Origin of the sequence: Marivita sp. (assembly GCF_017643905.1) — a bacterium.
Taxonomy (GTDB): domain Bacteria; phylum Pseudomonadota; class Alphaproteobacteria; order Rhodobacterales; family Rhodobacteraceae; genus Marivita.
Window position 1 is genome coordinate 1 of the sequence record NZ_JAEPMO010000117.1, and the last position, 14,511, is coordinate 14,511.

Genomic DNA, 14,511 nt, shown 5'->3' on the forward strand with positions numbered 1-14,511 from the left:
ATTCGCCGGAAATCCGAGCCGTCGCCTTGTCCTTCGCAAAGGTGATCATGCCCACGCCGGGCACGAGGTAAACAACAGCATTGGGATCACGAAGCGCGGGGCTGTCACTGTGTTTGCACCGCTCGTAATAGGCCTTGTAGTCTTCGCGGTAGGCGTCGATCTGCGCCGCCAGCCCTGCAAGAACCTCGTCGAGATTGCCCTTGGCAGGGTCGAAGTCGACGACGAGCGGACGGATTTTCGTCCGCAGGAAGTGATCAGGGCAGGAGGTGCCGAGGGCAGCCAGTTCTTCCATATTCTGAGAATTCACGAATTCCAGAACGGCAGGGCTGTCGTTGAAATGCCCGACCATATGCTGGTTTCCGCTGACAAACCCCCGAATGGCCGGCATGAGCCGAGCCGCCACGTCGCGGCGGGCGGCGTCATCGAGGGAGGCGTGTTTTGCGCCGCCAAATGCCGGAATGCCCGATGTGCGTTCATGCAGCCATTCTGTCGCGCGATTGATCACGTCGATTGTGGTGTCGTAGCAGTCCTTCGCGGTGTCGGCCCACGTGAACAGGCCATGGCTTTCCAGCACGACGCCATCCGCATCCGGGTTTTCGAGGCAGAATTTCTCGAGCCAAAGGCCCAACTCGTAGCCCGGGCGTTTCCACGGCAGCCAGCCGATGCGTGCGCCGAAGATCTCCTGTGTCAGGTCTTTGGAATTCTTTGACGCGGCAATGGCGATAATCGCGTCGGCATGGACATGGTCGACATGCTTGCGCGGCACATAGGCATGGAGTGGCGTATCAATGGAAGCCGCGCGCGGGTTCAGTTTGAAGGTGCAATGGGGAAGGTAGCCCACCATTTCATCTTCGTGCTCGACACCGCGGTAAAGCAAACGCAGGGAATTTAGCTTGTCCATGTAGAGCGTGGCAAACCCATCCATCTTGATCGAGCCGATGTCGCCGCCCGAACCCTTGACCCAGAGCACCTCGACGGTTTCGCCTGTCAGCGGATCGGTTTCCATCACCTTGGCCGAGGTGTTGCCACCGCCGTAGTTGGTCACGCGCTTGTCCGCCCCAAGAATGTTCGATCGATAGAGAAGCAACTCCGATTCGCTCATCCCGCTTGCCGCTTCAACGTTCCAGCGGTTCTCAAGCAACGGATTGTCGACCGATTTCAACATGATGCGCTCCTCATCAGACGGACCAAGTCCCAATTTACCTGTGTCGCAGGGTGGGGCTGGCATGATCGTTTGTCAATCTACTTCAATCATATTCAATCACGCTGAAGCGCATAATGATTGAATATGACGGTTTTTGATTGACTGGAGGTTGGAATCTGAGCACCTTCGATGGTGAGGGAGGCATTTATGCATGAGTCCGAACGCCACAGGGTCATTCTTTCCACAGTCCAGGATCGGGCTGTCGTGACGGTCATTGATCTGTGCAACCTGACCGGGGCATCCGAGGCCACGATACGCCGGGACATTGCGACCCTTCACATGCAGAAAAAGGTTCGGCGGGTGCGGGGCGGCGTTGAATCGCTGAATCCTCCGCAATTCGTTGGCCTTGCCGGGCGCACCTTCGCGGTCAACGAAGCGCTTCGGATCAAGGAGAAGCGGGCGATCGCCCGCGCGGCTGTGGAGCTGTGCCAAGACGGGGAACCGATCATTATTAACGGCGGGACGACGACCTTTCAGATGGTTCACCCGCTGGCGAATCGGCGGTGTCAGGTCTTCACGAATTCTTTTCCCATCGCCGAACACCTGCTGAAGCATTCGAAAAACACCGTGATGGTTTCGGGCGGCGCGATCTATCGCGAGCAGAACATTATCCTGTCGCCGTTCGAGAATGACGTTACCCGCAATTTCTATGCCCGCCGCATGTTCATGGGCGCGCAGGGCATTGGCCCGCTCGGTCTCATGGAGGCGGATCCGCTGCTGATCCGGGCCGAAGAAAAGCTGATGGGGCAGGCCGACGAGCTTGTCGTGCTGGTGGACAGTACGAAATTCGAACAGCGCTCCAGCCTTGTGCTCTGCGGCCTCGACCGCATCTCGACGCTGATCACGGATGAAGGAATCTCGGACAAGGCGGCGGCTATGCTGGACGCTGCGGACGTGAAGTTGATCGTCGCCCAGTCGGGCGGCGCTCTGGAGGACGTGGCCGCCTCATAAAACGGCCAGGCAAAACAGTTTCTTTGGGAGGACATGATATGAAACGTCGGACATTCACCTCGCTGGTGGCAGGCATGAGCCTCGCGGCCAGCCTCATGGGCACAAGCGCAATGGCGCAGGACAACTTGCGCATCGCGCTTGTCGTCAAAGCGCTTGGCATCGGCTTCTTCGAGGCAGCCGCTGAAGGCGCAGAGGAAGCGGCAGCCGAGCTTGGCAACGTCGAGGTCATCTATACCGGCCCGACCGACACCACTGCGGAAGGCCAGATCGAGGTCATCAATGCGCTGATCGCGCAGGGCGTCGACGCCATCGCGATCTCTGCCAACGACCCGGATGCCGTCTCGCCGGCGCTCCAGCGCGCGATGCAGCGCGGTATCACCGTGATCTCGTGGGACTCCGGGGTGAACGAAGAGGGACGCCAGATGCACCTCAACCCGTCGTCGACTCCGTTGATCGGCAACACGATCATCAAACTTGCCGCCGATCACATGCCTGACGGCGGTCAGGTTGCTATCCTGTCGGCATCGGCTACCGCCACCAACCAGAACGCGTGGATCGCGGCCGCTGAGGAGGTCATGCCGAACTATCCGGGCATTGAGCTCGTTGCGACGGTCTACGGGGACGATCTTTCGGACAAGTCCTACCGCGCAGCGCAGGTCCTTATGGCATCTTACCCCGATCTGAAAGCGATCATCGCTCCGACCACAGTCGGCATCCTTGCCTCGTGTCAGGCTGTGTCAGACGCTGGCAAGATCGGTCAGGTCAACGTGACCGGTCTTGGCTTGCCGTCGGAAATGGCGGGCTGCGTGGAGTCCGGTGCAACCAAGAGCTTCGCGATCTGGAACCCGATCGATCTGGGTTACTCGGCGACGATGATCGCGCATGCCCTTGCCTCGGGTGCCGCGACAGCAGAGCCGGGCTCGGAAATCCCGACCGGCCGTATGGGGTCGGTGACACTCGACGACACGAATTCCGCGGCGATGTCGGACCCGTTCACGTACGACGCGTCCAACATCGATCAGTTCAAGGACATTTTCTGATCGTCGAAAAAGAGCGGTGCAGCTTTCACGCTGCACCGACACCCTTCCGGCAAGGCAACCCAAGACCCCCATGTTGATGCAACCCGATCAGACACACGATCTTCCCAAAGTGGAGACCGGACCGCCGATTTTGGCCCTGAACCGGGTCACCAAGACCTTTCCGGGGGTCACGGCGCTGTCGGAAGTGTCGCTTGAGTTGTTCCCGGGCAAAGTCACGGCTCTGGTCGGAGAGAACGGAGCGGGCAAGTCGACGGTCGTCAAGATCCTGACGGGCATCTATCAGCCGGACGGCGGAGAGATCGAGATCGATGGCACACCTTGCCGATTTCCGACGGCGCAAGCGGCGGGAGATGCGGGTGTCACCGCGATCCATCAGGAGACGGTTCTCTTTGACGAGCTGTCGGTGGCGGAGAACATCTTTCTGGGCCACGCACCACGGGGGCGGTTCGGCCTGATCGACACCGCAGAGATGATCGAGAAGGCCCGTGCCATCCTCGTGGGTATCGGCGCACAGATCGAGCCACGCACGAAACTCAAAGACCTTGGGATTGCGAACAAACACCTCGTTGCCATCGCGCGGGCTTTGTCGATCGACGCGCGGGTCGTGATCATGGACGAGCCGACCGCAGCGCTCAGCCAAAAGGAAATCGAGGAGCTTTATGTCCTTGTTGAAGAGCTCAAGGATCAGGGGAAAGCGATCCTCTTCATCAGCCACAAGTTCGATGAGATCTTCCGCATTGCCGACAACTACACAGTTTTCCGCGATGGAGCGCTTGTCGGCACTGGGTCCATTGCGGACGTGTCCGAGGCTGAACTCGTCAAGATGATGGTCGGTCGGGACGTCAGCCAGATCTTTCCCAATCGTGCGCACAATATTGGCGACGAGATCCTCGTGGTTGAAGGCTACGAACACCCGACCGAATTCGCGGACATAGGTTTCACGCTTCACCGAGGGCAAATTCTGGGCTTTTACGGCCTTGTCGGTGCGGGCCGTTCCGAATTCATGCAGTCGATCTTCGGGATCACACGGCCCTCATCAGGTGTGTTGCGAATTGATGGCAAGCAAGTTGATATCCGATCCCCTGCCGATGCCGTTGCAAATGGCATCGTCTATGTGCCCGAGGATCGCGGCAAACAGGGCGCGATCACCGCGCTCCCTATCTTCCAGAACGTGACTCTTCCCTCTCTCGGGCGCACATCGCGCAACGGCTTCCTCCAACTTGCCGAAGAGTTCAAACTGGCGCGCGACTTCACCGAACGCCTCGACCTTCGAGCGGCCTCGCTGGATACCGATGTCGGCAACCTGTCGGGTGGCAACCAGCAAAAAGTCGTTATCGCCAAGTGGTTGGCCACGCAGCCGAAAGTCATCATCCTTGATGAGCCGACCAAAGGGATCGATATCGGCTCCAAGGCCGCGGTTCACGAATTCATGGCGGAACTCGCCGCGCAGGGTCTGGCGGTGATCATGGTCAGCTCGGAAATCCCCGAGATCATGGGTATGTCGGACAGGGTGATCGTCATGCGAGAGGGGCGGATCGCGGCTGAGCTGTCGGCCGACACCATGACGCCCGAGACATTGGTACGTCACGCGGCCGGGATCTGAGGGAAGCAAAGTTATGCCGAAAAACATCCTCATGTCTCGCGAAGTGCTCCTCACAGGCGCAATCGCCTTGCTCCTTGCGATCATCGCCTCGCGCTTCCCCGCCTTCATCGCTCCGACAAACCTCGCGAATGTCTTCAACGACACCGCCCCCCTGATCCTGCTGGCCATTGGTCAGATGATCGTGATCCTGACCCGCTGCATCGATCTGAGCGTCGCTGCCAACCTTGCCCTGACCGGTATGGTTGTCGCCATGATCAATGTCGCCATGCCGGGACTGCCTGTGCCTGTGATCATCGTCATTTCCATCGGATTCGGGGCGCTTCTTGGCGTGATCAACGGTGTCCTTGTCTGGAAGCTCGCCATTCCGCCGATTGTCGTGACGCTGGGGACCATGACGATCTTTCGCGGCACGATCTTTCTTCTTTCTGACGGAAAATGGGTCAACAGCCACGAATTCAGCGACAGCTTCAAGGCGTTTCCGCGGACAGAGTTTCTTGGTCTGCCGCTGATGAGCTGGATCGCCATTGCTGCCGTTCTCCTCTTCACGCTCGTGATGTCCCGGACGACTCTGGGGCGCGCATTCTATGCTGCTGGCGGTAACCCGCACGCGGCCACTTATGCCGGAATCGACGTGGGAAAAACGCAGTTCTGGGCCTTCACGATTTCCGGCGCGTTGGCAGGGCTTACCGGCTATCTCTGGGTGTCGCGGTTTGCCGTGGCGTTCGTCGATCTGGCAGGCGGGTTCGAGCTTAATGTCGTGGCGGCTTGCGTCATCGGGGGCGTCGCGATCATGGGGGGTATCGGCACGGTGTTCGGGGCAATGCTGGGGTCTCTTTTCCTTGGCATCATCAGCAACGCGCTTCCTGTCGTGAACATCTCGCCGTTCTGGCAACTCGCGATCTCGGGCGGTGCGATCATCATCGCGGTCATCCTCAACGCTCAGGCCAATCGGGATAAAGGCCGGATCATCCTCAAACGTGCGGAGCAGGCGACATGAGCGACACGAGCCGTTCCATTCCTGACCGCTTGCAATCGCCGCTGGAGCGGCGCCTGAAAAGCTGGGAGACACTTCTTCTGGCCGTTGCCGTCGCGATCTTCATCGTGAACAGCTTTACCTCACCTTATTTCCTGAACGCTTGGAACCTCAGTGACATGACGTTCAACTTCACGGAAAAGGCGATGATTGCCTTCGCGATGGCACTTCTGATCATCGCAGGTGAAATCGACCTTTCCGTGGCTTCGATCATCGCGCTGGCCTCGACGGCAATGGGCGCGGCCGTTCAGCTTGGGGTGGGAACACCGGGACTGGTGCTCATCGGGCTTGGAGTGGGCCTGCTTTGCGGCGCGTTCAACGGCTTTCTTGTCACGCGTATGGGCTTGCCCTCGATCGTTGTCACCATCGGCACGATGAGCCTTTTCCGCGGGATCAGCTACATCGTTCTGGGCGATCAGGCCTACCGCGGATACCCGTCGGACTTTGCTTTTTTCGGGCAGGGCTACGTCTTCTGGGTGATCTCCTTTGAGTTCGTGCTCTTCGCCTGCCTTGCGCTGATCTACTTCGTGCTCCTTCACAAGACGAACTTCGGGCGAGCGGTTTATGCGATCGGAAACAACGCCGTCGGCGCGGAGTTCTCCGGTATCCGGGTCGCCCGCGTGAAGTTCATCCTCTTTCTGCTTACGGGGCTTATGTCTGGCGTGGCCGCCATCTGTCTGACGTCGCGGCTGGCCTCGACACGTCCGTCAATCGCGGTCGGATGGGAGCTGGAGATTGTCACGATGGTGGTTCTTGGCGGTGTGAACATCCTCGGCGGGTCGGGCTCGATCCCGGGCGTGGTGATCGCCGCGTTCGTGATGGGTCTGGTGACGTTCGGGCTAGGCCTTTTGAACGTGCCCGGCATCGTGATGTCCATCGTCATCGGAGCGCTGCTGATCGGCGTCATCGCGTTGCCGCGTCTTTGGGAGAATTGGCGCATGCAGGCAGCAAAGCGGTAGGTCAGGAGAGAGCGACATGGAGAAATACGCCTTCAAGATGCACCTCAATCCCGGTGCGAAGGACGAATACAAGAAACGCCATGACGAGATATGGCCCGACCTTGTCGCGCTTCTGAAAAATGCCGGGATCTCGGACTATTCCATCCACCTCGACGAGGAGACAAACGTCCTTTTCGGTGTGCTTTGGCGGACGGATGATCACAAGATCGACGATCTTCCCTCCCATGAGATCATGAAAAAATGGTGGGCGCATATGGCCGACATCATGGAAACGCATGACGACAACGCGCCGGTCGCCGTAGCACTCACCCCTGTCTTTCATATGCCATGACAGGCGCGCATGTAGCCGTCATTGATATCGGCAAGACGAACGCGAAACTCGCGGTCGTGCGCCGTTCGGATCTTTCGGAAATTGCCGTTGTCACGCGACCCAACACCGTTTTGCCCGGTCCGCCCTATCCGCATTTCGACGTTGACGGGCATTGGGATTTCATTCTTGACGGCCTGACGCGCTTCCATGCCGAACATGGGCTGGGCGCGATCACGATCACCACGCATGGCGCTGCCGCTGCGTTGCTCACCAAAGACGGCTCCCTCGCGGCACCTGTTCTCGACTATGAACACACTGGGCCTGACAGTTGCGCAAAGGAATATGATGCGTTCCGCCCGCCATTTTCCGAGACCGGGTCCCCCCGCCTGTCCATGGGGCTCAATCTCGGCGCGCAACTCCACTGGCAGTTTCTGACCGATCCGGCGCTTCTCGATCGCGTCGTGTATGTCGTGACCTATCCGCAATTCTGGACGCATCGCCTGACAGGAGTCTTTGCCACGGACGTGACGTCGCTGGGGTGCCACACGGATCTCTGGAACCCATATGAAGGCCGGTTTTCCGCGCTGCCAAAGTCACTTGGCATCGCGGACAAGATCGCGCCGCCACGCATGCCCGGCGACGTTCTGGGAACGGTCACCGCCGAAATCGCCCGCCGCACCGGACTGAGCGCGGATACGCCGGTCCTTTGTGGTATCCACGATTCCAACGCCTCGCTGCTGTCGCATCTTGTAACGCGCAAACCGCCCTTCAGCGTGGTCTCGACGGGCACATGGGTGATCGCCATGGCCGTGGGCGGCAAATCCGTGACCTTGGACCCTGCGCGCGACACGCTGGTAAACGTAAACGCATTCGGTGATGCCGTGCCATCGGCGCGCTTCATGGGGGGGCGGGAGCACGATCTTCTTCTCCCGGGGCCATCGGTGGATGCGGATGAGGCCGAGATGCGGGAGATTCTGACCCATCGCAGGATGCTGCTACCCGCCATTGTCCCCGAAACCGGCCCATTCGCCGGCATGACCTCGCACTGGATTGGCGACGAGCCGCCGGTTGGGACAGGGCAGCGGAGCGCTGCGGTCGGCTTCTATCTGGCGCTGGTCACGGCGCATTGTCTTGATCTGATCGGGCATGTGGGCCCAGTCATTGTTGAAGGCCCGTTTGCCCGCAACAAACCCTACCTCACGATGCTTGAAGCCGTATCCGCGTCGTCCGTGATTCCGACGGCCAGCACGACCGGAACAAGCGAAGGCGCCGCCCTGCTCGTCGCGGCTCAGGGGTCTCAAGAACGCGAGATCGCGGCTCGTCCAATCCGAGAAGACCCGTTGAAGGGCCTTTGCATTGGCTATGCATCGGAGTGGAATGCTGCGGTAAAGGCCATATGATCGGAACACGTCCGCTTCGGGTGCGCACCAGACCTTCCCAGCGGGCTCACCTCGACGCACATGCAAGGCCAAATTTTATATGGTTTCCGGGCCGACAAGCATCAGGAGCGCGCGCCCAACCGCGCCGCGAACGAATTCGACATGCCTCGTAAATCCGAGAGACATCTTGGTGGATACATCCACGTTCCGGCTACATGCTTGATTTGAATGGTGCCCCCACACGGACTCGAACCGCGGACCTACTGATTACAAATCAGTTGCTCTACCAGCTGAGCTATAGGGGCTCTGGAGGCGTGATTACTGAGTGTCGCGCGGCTGTGCAAGAGGCAATCTGGCGAAATTTTGCGATTTGCGAATGTCGTCCTAAGACGGTTTTCATCGCTGCGCGTGGGGGTATACTACGCCCAGACAGCGAGAAAACCGAAAACAGATGCAGGTTGTCCTACACGCAGGCCTTCACGAGACTGACAGCGATCGGCTGTTCAAGACGCTCTTGCGCAACCGCGAGGCGCTTCGGTCAGACGGGATCGCGATTCCGGGGCCGGGCAAGTATCGGCAGTTGATTTCGGAGATGCTGAACGCCTTGGGGGACGCGCCGCCTGCGCCAGGGTCGCGCGACGTGTTGCTGGACAGTATCCTTGACGAGGACACGGGTCATGTGGATCGGATGATCCTGTCGCATGAGAACCTGTTTTCGGTACCCAAGATCGCGTTTCAGGGTGGGGTGGTATACCGCAAGGCGGAGCACCGTCTGCGCACTCTGCGGGATATCTTCGCACGGGATTCAGTCGAGATTTTCATCGGGCTGCGCAATCCTGCGACGTTCCTGCCCGCGCTTCTCAAGGCGACACCGCTGTCGGACATTTCACAGCTGTTGCACGGGTTGGATCCGATGCATATTCGCTGGTCCACTCTGCTTGGGCGGATCACCGCAGCGGTGCCCGGCGTTCCGGTGACGGTCTGGTGCGACGAGGATAGTCCACTTATCTGGGGGGAACTGATCCGCGAATTCGCAGGGGTTGAAGCGACCTATCCGATTGTCGGGGCCTATTCGCGGATGGCGGATATCACCTCGCAGGAAGGGATGACGCGGTTTCGGGCCTATCTTGCCGAAAAACCGGAATTCAACGAGGCTCAGATCCGCCGAGTGATGGTGGCTTTTCTCGATAAGTTCGCGGACCCGTCCAAGGTCGAGCATGAATTCGATCTGCCGGGCTGGGATGCGCATCTGGTGCAAGACCTGACCGAGCAATACGAAGAAGACCTGTTCGATATCCGTCGCATTCCGGGGGTCACTTTGATCGCGCCTTAAGGCCTGGTCTGTCGTTTGCGGTTCTTCACGAAGGGCAGTTGAGTGATGAACATGAAGACCAGCGCGCAGGTCAGCACCAATGAAATCGGGTGGCTGAGCAGGTCATAGATGAAGGTTCCGATATTCTCTTGTGCGCCGATCATGGCGCGGCGGTAATTCGCGTCGATCATCGGGCCAAGGATCACGCCAAGGATGATCGGGCCGACCTGGAAGCCATAACGCTTGAGGAAATAGCCAAGAACGCCGAAGCCGAGGGCCCATGTGATGTGCACGGGGTTGTTCTGAATGGCATAGGCTCCGACGGCTGACAGGATGATGATCAGCGGGATCAGGATCGCGCGCGGGCATTCGACCACCTTGGTGAAGATGCGGACACCGGTCAGGCCGAAGACCAGAAGGAACAGGTTGGCAAGTGTCAGGTTGCCGACGATGAACCAGAAGAGGTGCGGAGTGTCTGTCAGGAGCAGCGGCCCCGGTTTCAAACCGTGGATGTAAAGTGCGCCGATGATGATCGCAGTCACCGCATCGCCGGGAATGCCAAGAGTGAGCATGGGTACAAAAGCCCCACCCACTGCCGCGTTGTTGGCGGCTTCGGGGGCGATCAACCCTTCCTTTGCGCCTTCACCGAAGGGAACCTCGGGGTTCTTGGTGCTGCGCTTGGCGTGGTCGTAGGCCAAGAGCGCTGCAATATCGCCACCCGTGCCGGGCAGGGCACCGATCAACGTGCCAAGTCCAGAGGATTTAAGCCCAAGTCCAAGATAACGCCGTACGTCGGACCAAGACGGCACGATCCGGGCGACCTTTTGTTTGATGGGAGCGGCGGAGATATGTTCAAGCTGCGCGAGGGCTTCGGCGACACCGAAAAAGCCGATCATCGCCACGACGAACGGCACCCCCCCCATGAGATTGATCGATCCGTAAGTGAACCGGGCCTCGGCGGTCATCGGGTCGAGCCCGATCATCCCGATCATGACGCCAAGCGCGCCAGCGAATGCTCCTTTGGCAAAGCTTTCGCCCGAGAGCGTGCCGACCAGAAGGATCCCGATGATGCCAAGCAGCATGTAATCGCGCGATGTGAACTTGATCGCAAAATCGGCGATCAGCGGGGCTGCGATGGCAAGGGCCAGCACGCCGACAAGTCCGCCGATCACCGACATCACCGTCGAAAGGCCAATTGCCTCGCCCGCGAGGCCCTTGCGCGCCAGTGGATAACTGTCCAGTGCGGTGGCAATGGCACTGGGTGCCCCCGGAATATTGAGCAGGATCGCGGTGCGTGCGCCTCCGTAAACGCCACCGACATAGACACCGGCAATCAGCGCCAGGGCTTCGTTCACTTCCCATTTGAAGGTGAAGGAAATCAGGATCGACGCGGCCATGGTCACCGACAGACCTGGGATCGCACCGATATAGATCCCGGCAAACGTGCCAAGCGCTGTCAGCAGAAGAAGCGAAGGGTCCAGCCAGGAGGTGGCGAAAAAGCCCAGTGTTTCCATCATGTCCACAGGCTCCCTGTGGGGAGAATGACTTGAAAGACAACGCCGAACAGAAGGTAGATCACCCCGACTGACAGCGCCGATATTGCCATCGCCCAGACCGGGCCTTTGCTCCACAGCGTCCAGATCGCCACGAACAACAGCGCGCCGGAGGCCGGAAGAAATCCGATATAGGGGATAACGGCCACAAAGGCTGCGACGAGCGCGGTGAACAGCACGACCCGCAGCGGGAACAGATAGGCCAGCAGCGCGGGCAGACCGGTCTCGGCCGAGGCTGGTCTGCGCAGCGTGTCGTACAGGATGACAACCCCTGTTGCCAGCATCACGCCAGATGCCAGCATCGGCATGACACCACCGGTTGTCAGGCCTTTGAACCCGGAAATGCCATAGGATTCCCAGAAGGCGTAGCCTGCGAAGACCACCAGAAGAAGCGCAAAAAGCCGTTCTCCGGGTCGGAGGGTGTCAGGTGTTTTCATCTCTTCGGAATGCTGCGACCCACCAGAGAGCCAGCGGGTCGCACCCTTGGATCAGGGACGGGGAATGCCAAGCTCTTCCGGGCTGACCTTCGCCGCGCCGGTGTCCTGAAGGGCCCAGGTCGTGACCTGTTGCCACTTGGCAAGGAAGTCTATCGCCTCTTGGCCGCTCATGTTCATGACCACGTTGCCGCGGTTGGCCATCAGCTCAAGGAAGGTCGCGTCGGTTGCTGCAGTCGTGAACACTTCGGTCAGCTTTGCCTTCACATCGTCCGGCACTTCGGCGCGGACGAACACGCCGTAGAACGGACCCCATGGCAGGAAACGCTCCATGTCGGGGAGGGTTTCCGTGATGGCAGGAACGTCCGGAAGCGTGTCCACGGGTTCCGGGTTGACCACAGCCAAGGCACGCATGTTGCCGGCCTTGATCTGCTCGGCTGCTGCCGAGATGCCCGCTGGCATGAAGTCAACCTCGCCGCCCAGCATGGCGGTCAGGCCAGGACCTTCACCATCAAAGGGAATGGCGGTGACGTTGAAATCGGTCGCATTGGCAATCAACGCGCCAATCGTTGAGGGCAGGCCACCGGGACCGGTCGAGCCCATTTTGACGGAACCGGGGTTGGCGGCGATATCGTCAAGCAATTCGCTGAGGGTCTAGTATTTCGAGTCCGCCGGAACGACGACAACGGCCACACCGCGACCCAGAATGTTGATCGGGTACATGTCGCCATAGTCGATGTCCGACACGCCCATCACGCCATGAAGCTGCGGGTTTTCCGCGCCATAGAGGAAGGTGTAGCCATCCGCAGGTGCTGCGTTCACGAAAGCGGTCGAGATCGCGCCCGCGCCGCCGGACTTGTTCAGAACCACAATCGGTTTGCCAAGCGCCGCCTCGGCTGCCGGATTGACGGCACGCGCGACCGTATCCGTGGCGCCGCCTGCGCCCCACATTACAACGCCCAACACTTCGCGCTCGGGATATTCCGCAAGCACGGGTGTGGCCATAACAGACAATGCCACCAAAGCGGCTTTCCAAATCTTCATGCATTCCTCCCTTGGCCCTTTGCGGCCTGTTTTTCTTCAACAGGATATTCAGCAAAAGAAACCGCGTGGTCAATCATGTTGACGGATATCTGAAAACAGTCGGTGCCGGGCCACGCGCTATTCAAGGCAGCATAGAAGTCGCAGAAAAAACGGCGCTCCGAATGAACGGGCGCCGTTTGTGTTTGATGGCGATGTCAGATGTGATCGACGGCGATCACTGCATGCCCAAAGCTTCCTTGTACATCTCGAGCACGGCTTCTTCCTCGGCGATGTCGTCGGGCTCGCGCTTGCGAAGGGCGATCACCTTGCGCATGACCTTGGTGTCGTAGCCCCGCGCTTTCGCCTCAGCCATGACTTCTTTCTGCTGGTCTGCGATGTCTTTCTTTTCCGCGTCCAGACGTTCGATCCGTTCGATGAACTGACGCAGCTCATCTGCGGTGACGAGGTAGTTGGCTTCGATAGCGCTGTCGTCCATCACGAGGCTCCCTCTTTTGGTTTGACTGGGTTCGTAGCGATGGCGGCGCGGGCCTTCAAGGGCTTGTCAGCGGGCAGGGGATGAATTACCGCCCCCGTGGGCACAGACCATCGCGGGAGCGTATCATGGACATACTGATCTGGTCGGGCGCGGCGCTGTCGTTTGGCGGTTTGTGCGGGCTGGTCTATTGCATCCTGCGGGTCAACAAGGCGCGCAAAGCTGGGCTGAGCGACGAAGCATTGCGCGACGAGGTCAAGAAGGTGATGCCGATAAACCTCGGGTCGCTGTTTGTGTCGGTGCTGGGTCTGATGCTGGTGATCGTGGGGATCTTCCTAGGCTGATCGTGGTGGCCCGACTTGAACCAAAAGACAGTGGCCCGAGTGTTTGGTGAAGAGTCCGCTTGTTCCTATCTCATGCCAATGCGTTCAGGTGGTCTAGTACGAGGCTCCTCGAGTGCTCTAGGGAATGTTGCCTTCGATGCGACAAATGGGCTTTGTCTGATTGCTGAGCCAGATTTCATGCAAGTTTCGATTGCGGCCGGAAAAATTCGGGTCGTCATATTGGAGCGTCCATTCAATAAATGCTTTGTGGGTTTCGTACATGTCTCCGCCTTCCAAGATACGACCACCGAAACGCTCGGTCTCGCGGGCGATCAAGCGGTCGATGCGAATCCGTGTCGGAAGCGTTAGGAAAACAATCAAGTCCGCGGGGTCAACTATCCCACGACCCCATTGATGACAGGCACCCGCAAGAACCCATCCATCAGTTCCAAAAGCCTTGGTTATGGAAGCCAGACGATCGTCGAGGGAGCGGACCTTTGAATAAGGCGGATCGCTTGGCGCCCAATAGTGGTGATCGGAGTCAATGTGCACCACACCAATGTCTTTAGCGATGCGTGCGCCGAGCGTCGTCGAGCCTGCGCCGGAAGCGCCAAAAATGTAAATCCGTTTTTCGGTCAAATCGGGCAATATGTTTACTCGTTGTGTACCTTCGAGACAGCTGGAAAAGCTGATACTGCGCTTCGCTAGCCAGACGGTGTGTCTCACCTCAACTGTCAGTCACATACCTCAGGTCTAGAGCGTGTCGCGTTTAATCGGTTCTATATCCTGCCGCCTTGAAGAAGTTGTAGCATTCCTCGTCGGTGAAGAGGTTGCACACATGGCCGACGGCCTTCCAGAGTTCCTGGTAGGTTCGAGCCGCGGCTTTTCTGATCA

At 59.1% G+C, this 14,511-nt stretch carries 14 protein-coding genes, 1 tRNA gene and 1 pseudogene; 9 read left to right on the top strand and 7 right to left on the bottom strand.

The features are described 5' to 3' along the window. The coding region (locus JJ869_RS17050; RefSeq protein WP_292268857.1) for a bifunctional rhamnulose-1-phosphate aldolase/short-chain dehydrogenase at nt 1-1,165 on the bottom strand (1,165 nt) is incomplete at its 3' end. A 186-nt stretch (nt 1,166-1,351) separates the two neighbouring features. Here JJ869_RS17050 and JJ869_RS17055 point away from each other — a divergent pair. The 7 genes from JJ869_RS17055 (at nt 1,352) to JJ869_RS17085 (ending at nt 8,500) form a co-directional block, all read left to right on the top strand. Then, entirely contained in the window at nt 1,352-2,155 is an 804-nt protein-coding gene (locus tag JJ869_RS17055) for a DeoR/GlpR family DNA-binding transcription regulator (RefSeq protein WP_292268859.1), read from the top strand. A 38-nt stretch (nt 2,156-2,193) separates the two neighbouring features. After that, the gene (rhaS, locus tag JJ869_RS17060) at nt 2,194-3,195 is read left to right on the top strand and encodes a rhamnose ABC transporter substrate-binding protein (protein ID WP_292268861.1); all 1,002 of its coding nucleotides are present in this window, start codon (nt 2,194-2,196) and stop codon (nt 3,193-3,195) included. Between the two features lie 70 nt (nt 3,196-3,265). Further along, nucleotides 3,266-4,798: a sugar ABC transporter ATP-binding protein gene (locus JJ869_RS17065; protein ID WP_292268863.1), complete on the top strand. Its 1,533-nt coding sequence runs from the start codon at nt 3,266-3,268 to the stop codon at nt 4,796-4,798. A 13-nt stretch (nt 4,799-4,811) separates the two neighbouring features. Beyond that, nucleotides 4,812-5,795 carry an ABC transporter permease gene (locus JJ869_RS17070; protein ID WP_292268865.1) on the top strand — a complete coding sequence of 328 codons (984 nt, stop codon included), beginning with the start codon at nt 4,812-4,814 and terminating at the stop codon, nt 5,793-5,795. Then, the gene (locus JJ869_RS17075) at nt 5,792-6,790 is read left to right on the top strand and encodes an ABC transporter permease (RefSeq protein WP_292268867.1); all 999 of its coding nucleotides are present in this window, start codon (nt 5,792-5,794) and stop codon (nt 6,788-6,790) included. Before JJ869_RS17070 ends, JJ869_RS17075 begins: the two co-directional genes overlap by 4 nt. 16 nt (nt 6,791-6,806) lie before the next feature. Continuing rightward, nucleotides 6,807-7,121 carry an L-rhamnose mutarotase gene (gene rhaM / locus JJ869_RS17080; RefSeq protein WP_292268869.1) on the top strand — a complete coding sequence of 105 codons (315 nt, stop codon included), beginning with the start codon at nt 6,807-6,809 and terminating at the stop codon, nt 7,119-7,121. Next, nucleotides 7,118-8,500: an FGGY-family carbohydrate kinase gene (locus JJ869_RS17085; protein ID WP_292268871.1), complete on the top strand. Its 1,383-nt coding sequence runs from the start codon at nt 7,118-7,120 to the stop codon at nt 8,498-8,500. The genes rhaM and JJ869_RS17085 overlap by 4 nt, the downstream gene beginning before the upstream one ends. A 208-nt stretch (nt 8,501-8,708) precedes the next feature. Here JJ869_RS17085 and JJ869_RS17090 read toward each other — a convergent pair. Then, nucleotides 8,709-8,784 (bottom strand) — tRNA-Thr (locus tag JJ869_RS17090). A gap of 146 nt (nt 8,785-8,930) precedes the next feature. On the opposite strand from JJ869_RS17090, the gene JJ869_RS17095 reads away from it, so the two are divergent. Then, nucleotides 8,931-9,812: a hypothetical protein gene (locus JJ869_RS17095; protein ID WP_292268873.1), complete on the top strand. Its 882-nt coding sequence runs from the start codon at nt 8,931-8,933 to the stop codon at nt 9,810-9,812. Here the strand turns inward: JJ869_RS17095 and JJ869_RS17100 are convergent. The 4 genes and pseudogenes from JJ869_RS17100 to JJ869_RS17115 form a co-directional block, all read right to left on the bottom strand. Further along, nucleotides 9,809-11,308, bottom strand: a complete 1,500-nt coding sequence (locus tag JJ869_RS17100; RefSeq protein WP_292268875.1) for a tripartite tricarboxylate transporter permease — start codon at nt 11,306-11,308, stop codon at nt 9,809-9,811. The genes JJ869_RS17095 and JJ869_RS17100 overlap by 4 nt on opposite strands. Next, nucleotides 11,305-11,781, bottom strand: coding sequence for a tripartite tricarboxylate transporter TctB family protein (locus tag JJ869_RS17105; RefSeq protein ID WP_292268877.1), 477 nt, complete (start codon nt 11,779-11,781; stop codon nt 11,305-11,307). Before JJ869_RS17105 ends, JJ869_RS17100 begins: the two co-directional genes overlap by 4 nt. 51 nt (nt 11,782-11,832) lie before the next feature. Beyond that, a pseudogene (locus JJ869_RS17110) lies at nt 11,833-12,822 on the bottom strand (tripartite tricarboxylate transporter substrate binding protein). A gap of 214 nt (nt 12,823-13,036) precedes the next feature. Continuing rightward, entirely contained in the window at nt 13,037-13,297 is a 261-nt protein-coding gene (locus JJ869_RS17115; protein WP_292268879.1) for a DUF2312 domain-containing protein, read from the bottom strand. Between the two features lie 125 nt (nt 13,298-13,422). Between JJ869_RS17115 and JJ869_RS17120 the strand changes: the two genes are divergently transcribed. Then, nucleotides 13,423-13,638 (top strand): hypothetical protein, encoded by a 216-nt coding sequence (locus JJ869_RS17120; RefSeq protein WP_292268881.1) that lies wholly within the window; start codon nt 13,423-13,425, stop codon nt 13,636-13,638. A 117-nt stretch (nt 13,639-13,755) separates the two neighbouring features. Here the strand turns inward: JJ869_RS17120 and JJ869_RS17125 are convergent, their stop codons facing one another. Next, nucleotides 13,756-14,265, bottom strand: a complete 510-nt coding sequence (locus JJ869_RS17125; RefSeq protein WP_292268883.1) for an adenylate kinase — start codon at nt 14,263-14,265, stop codon at nt 13,756-13,758. Nucleotides 14,266-14,511: the final 246 nt, after the last annotated feature.

Bases quoted from the DNA above. Each gene is read 5' to 3' on its own strand.
- JJ869_RS17065 (WP_292268863.1), top strand. From the start codon at position 3,266: ATGTTGATGCAACCCGATCAGACACACGATCTTCCCAAAGTGGAGACC.
- rhaM (WP_292268869.1), top strand. From the start codon at position 6,807: ATGGAGAAATACGCCTTCAAGATGCACCTCAATCCCGGTGCGAAGGAC.
- JJ869_RS17095 (WP_292268873.1), top strand. From the start codon at position 8,931: ATGCAGGTTGTCCTACACGCAGGCCTTCACGAGACTGACAGCGATCGG.
- JJ869_RS17055 (WP_292268859.1), top strand. From the start codon at position 1,352: ATGCATGAGTCCGAACGCCACAGGGTCATTCTTTCCACAGTCCAGGAT.
- JJ869_RS17070 (WP_292268865.1), top strand. From the start codon at position 4,812: ATGCCGAAAAACATCCTCATGTCTCGCGAAGTGCTCCTCACAGGCGCA.
- JJ869_RS17105 (WP_292268877.1), bottom strand. From the start codon at position 11,781: ATGAAAACACCTGACACCCTCCGACCCGGAGAACGGCTTTTTGCGCTT.
- JJ869_RS17100 (WP_292268875.1), bottom strand. From the start codon at position 11,308: ATGATGGAAACACTGGGCTTTTTCGCCACCTCCTGGCTGGACCCTTCG.
- rhaS (WP_292268861.1), top strand. From the start codon at position 2,194: ATGAAACGTCGGACATTCACCTCGCTGGTGGCAGGCATGAGCCTCGCG.
- JJ869_RS17075 (WP_292268867.1), top strand. From the start codon at position 5,792: ATGAGCGACACGAGCCGTTCCATTCCTGACCGCTTGCAATCGCCGCTG.
- JJ869_RS17115 (WP_292268879.1), bottom strand. From the start codon at position 13,297: ATGGACGACAGCGCTATCGAAGCCAACTACCTCGTCACCGCAGATGAG.
- JJ869_RS17120 (WP_292268881.1), top strand. From the start codon at position 13,423: ATGGACATACTGATCTGGTCGGGCGCGGCGCTGTCGTTTGGCGGTTTG.
- JJ869_RS17085 (WP_292268871.1), top strand. From the start codon at position 7,118: ATGACAGGCGCGCATGTAGCCGTCATTGATATCGGCAAGACGAACGCG.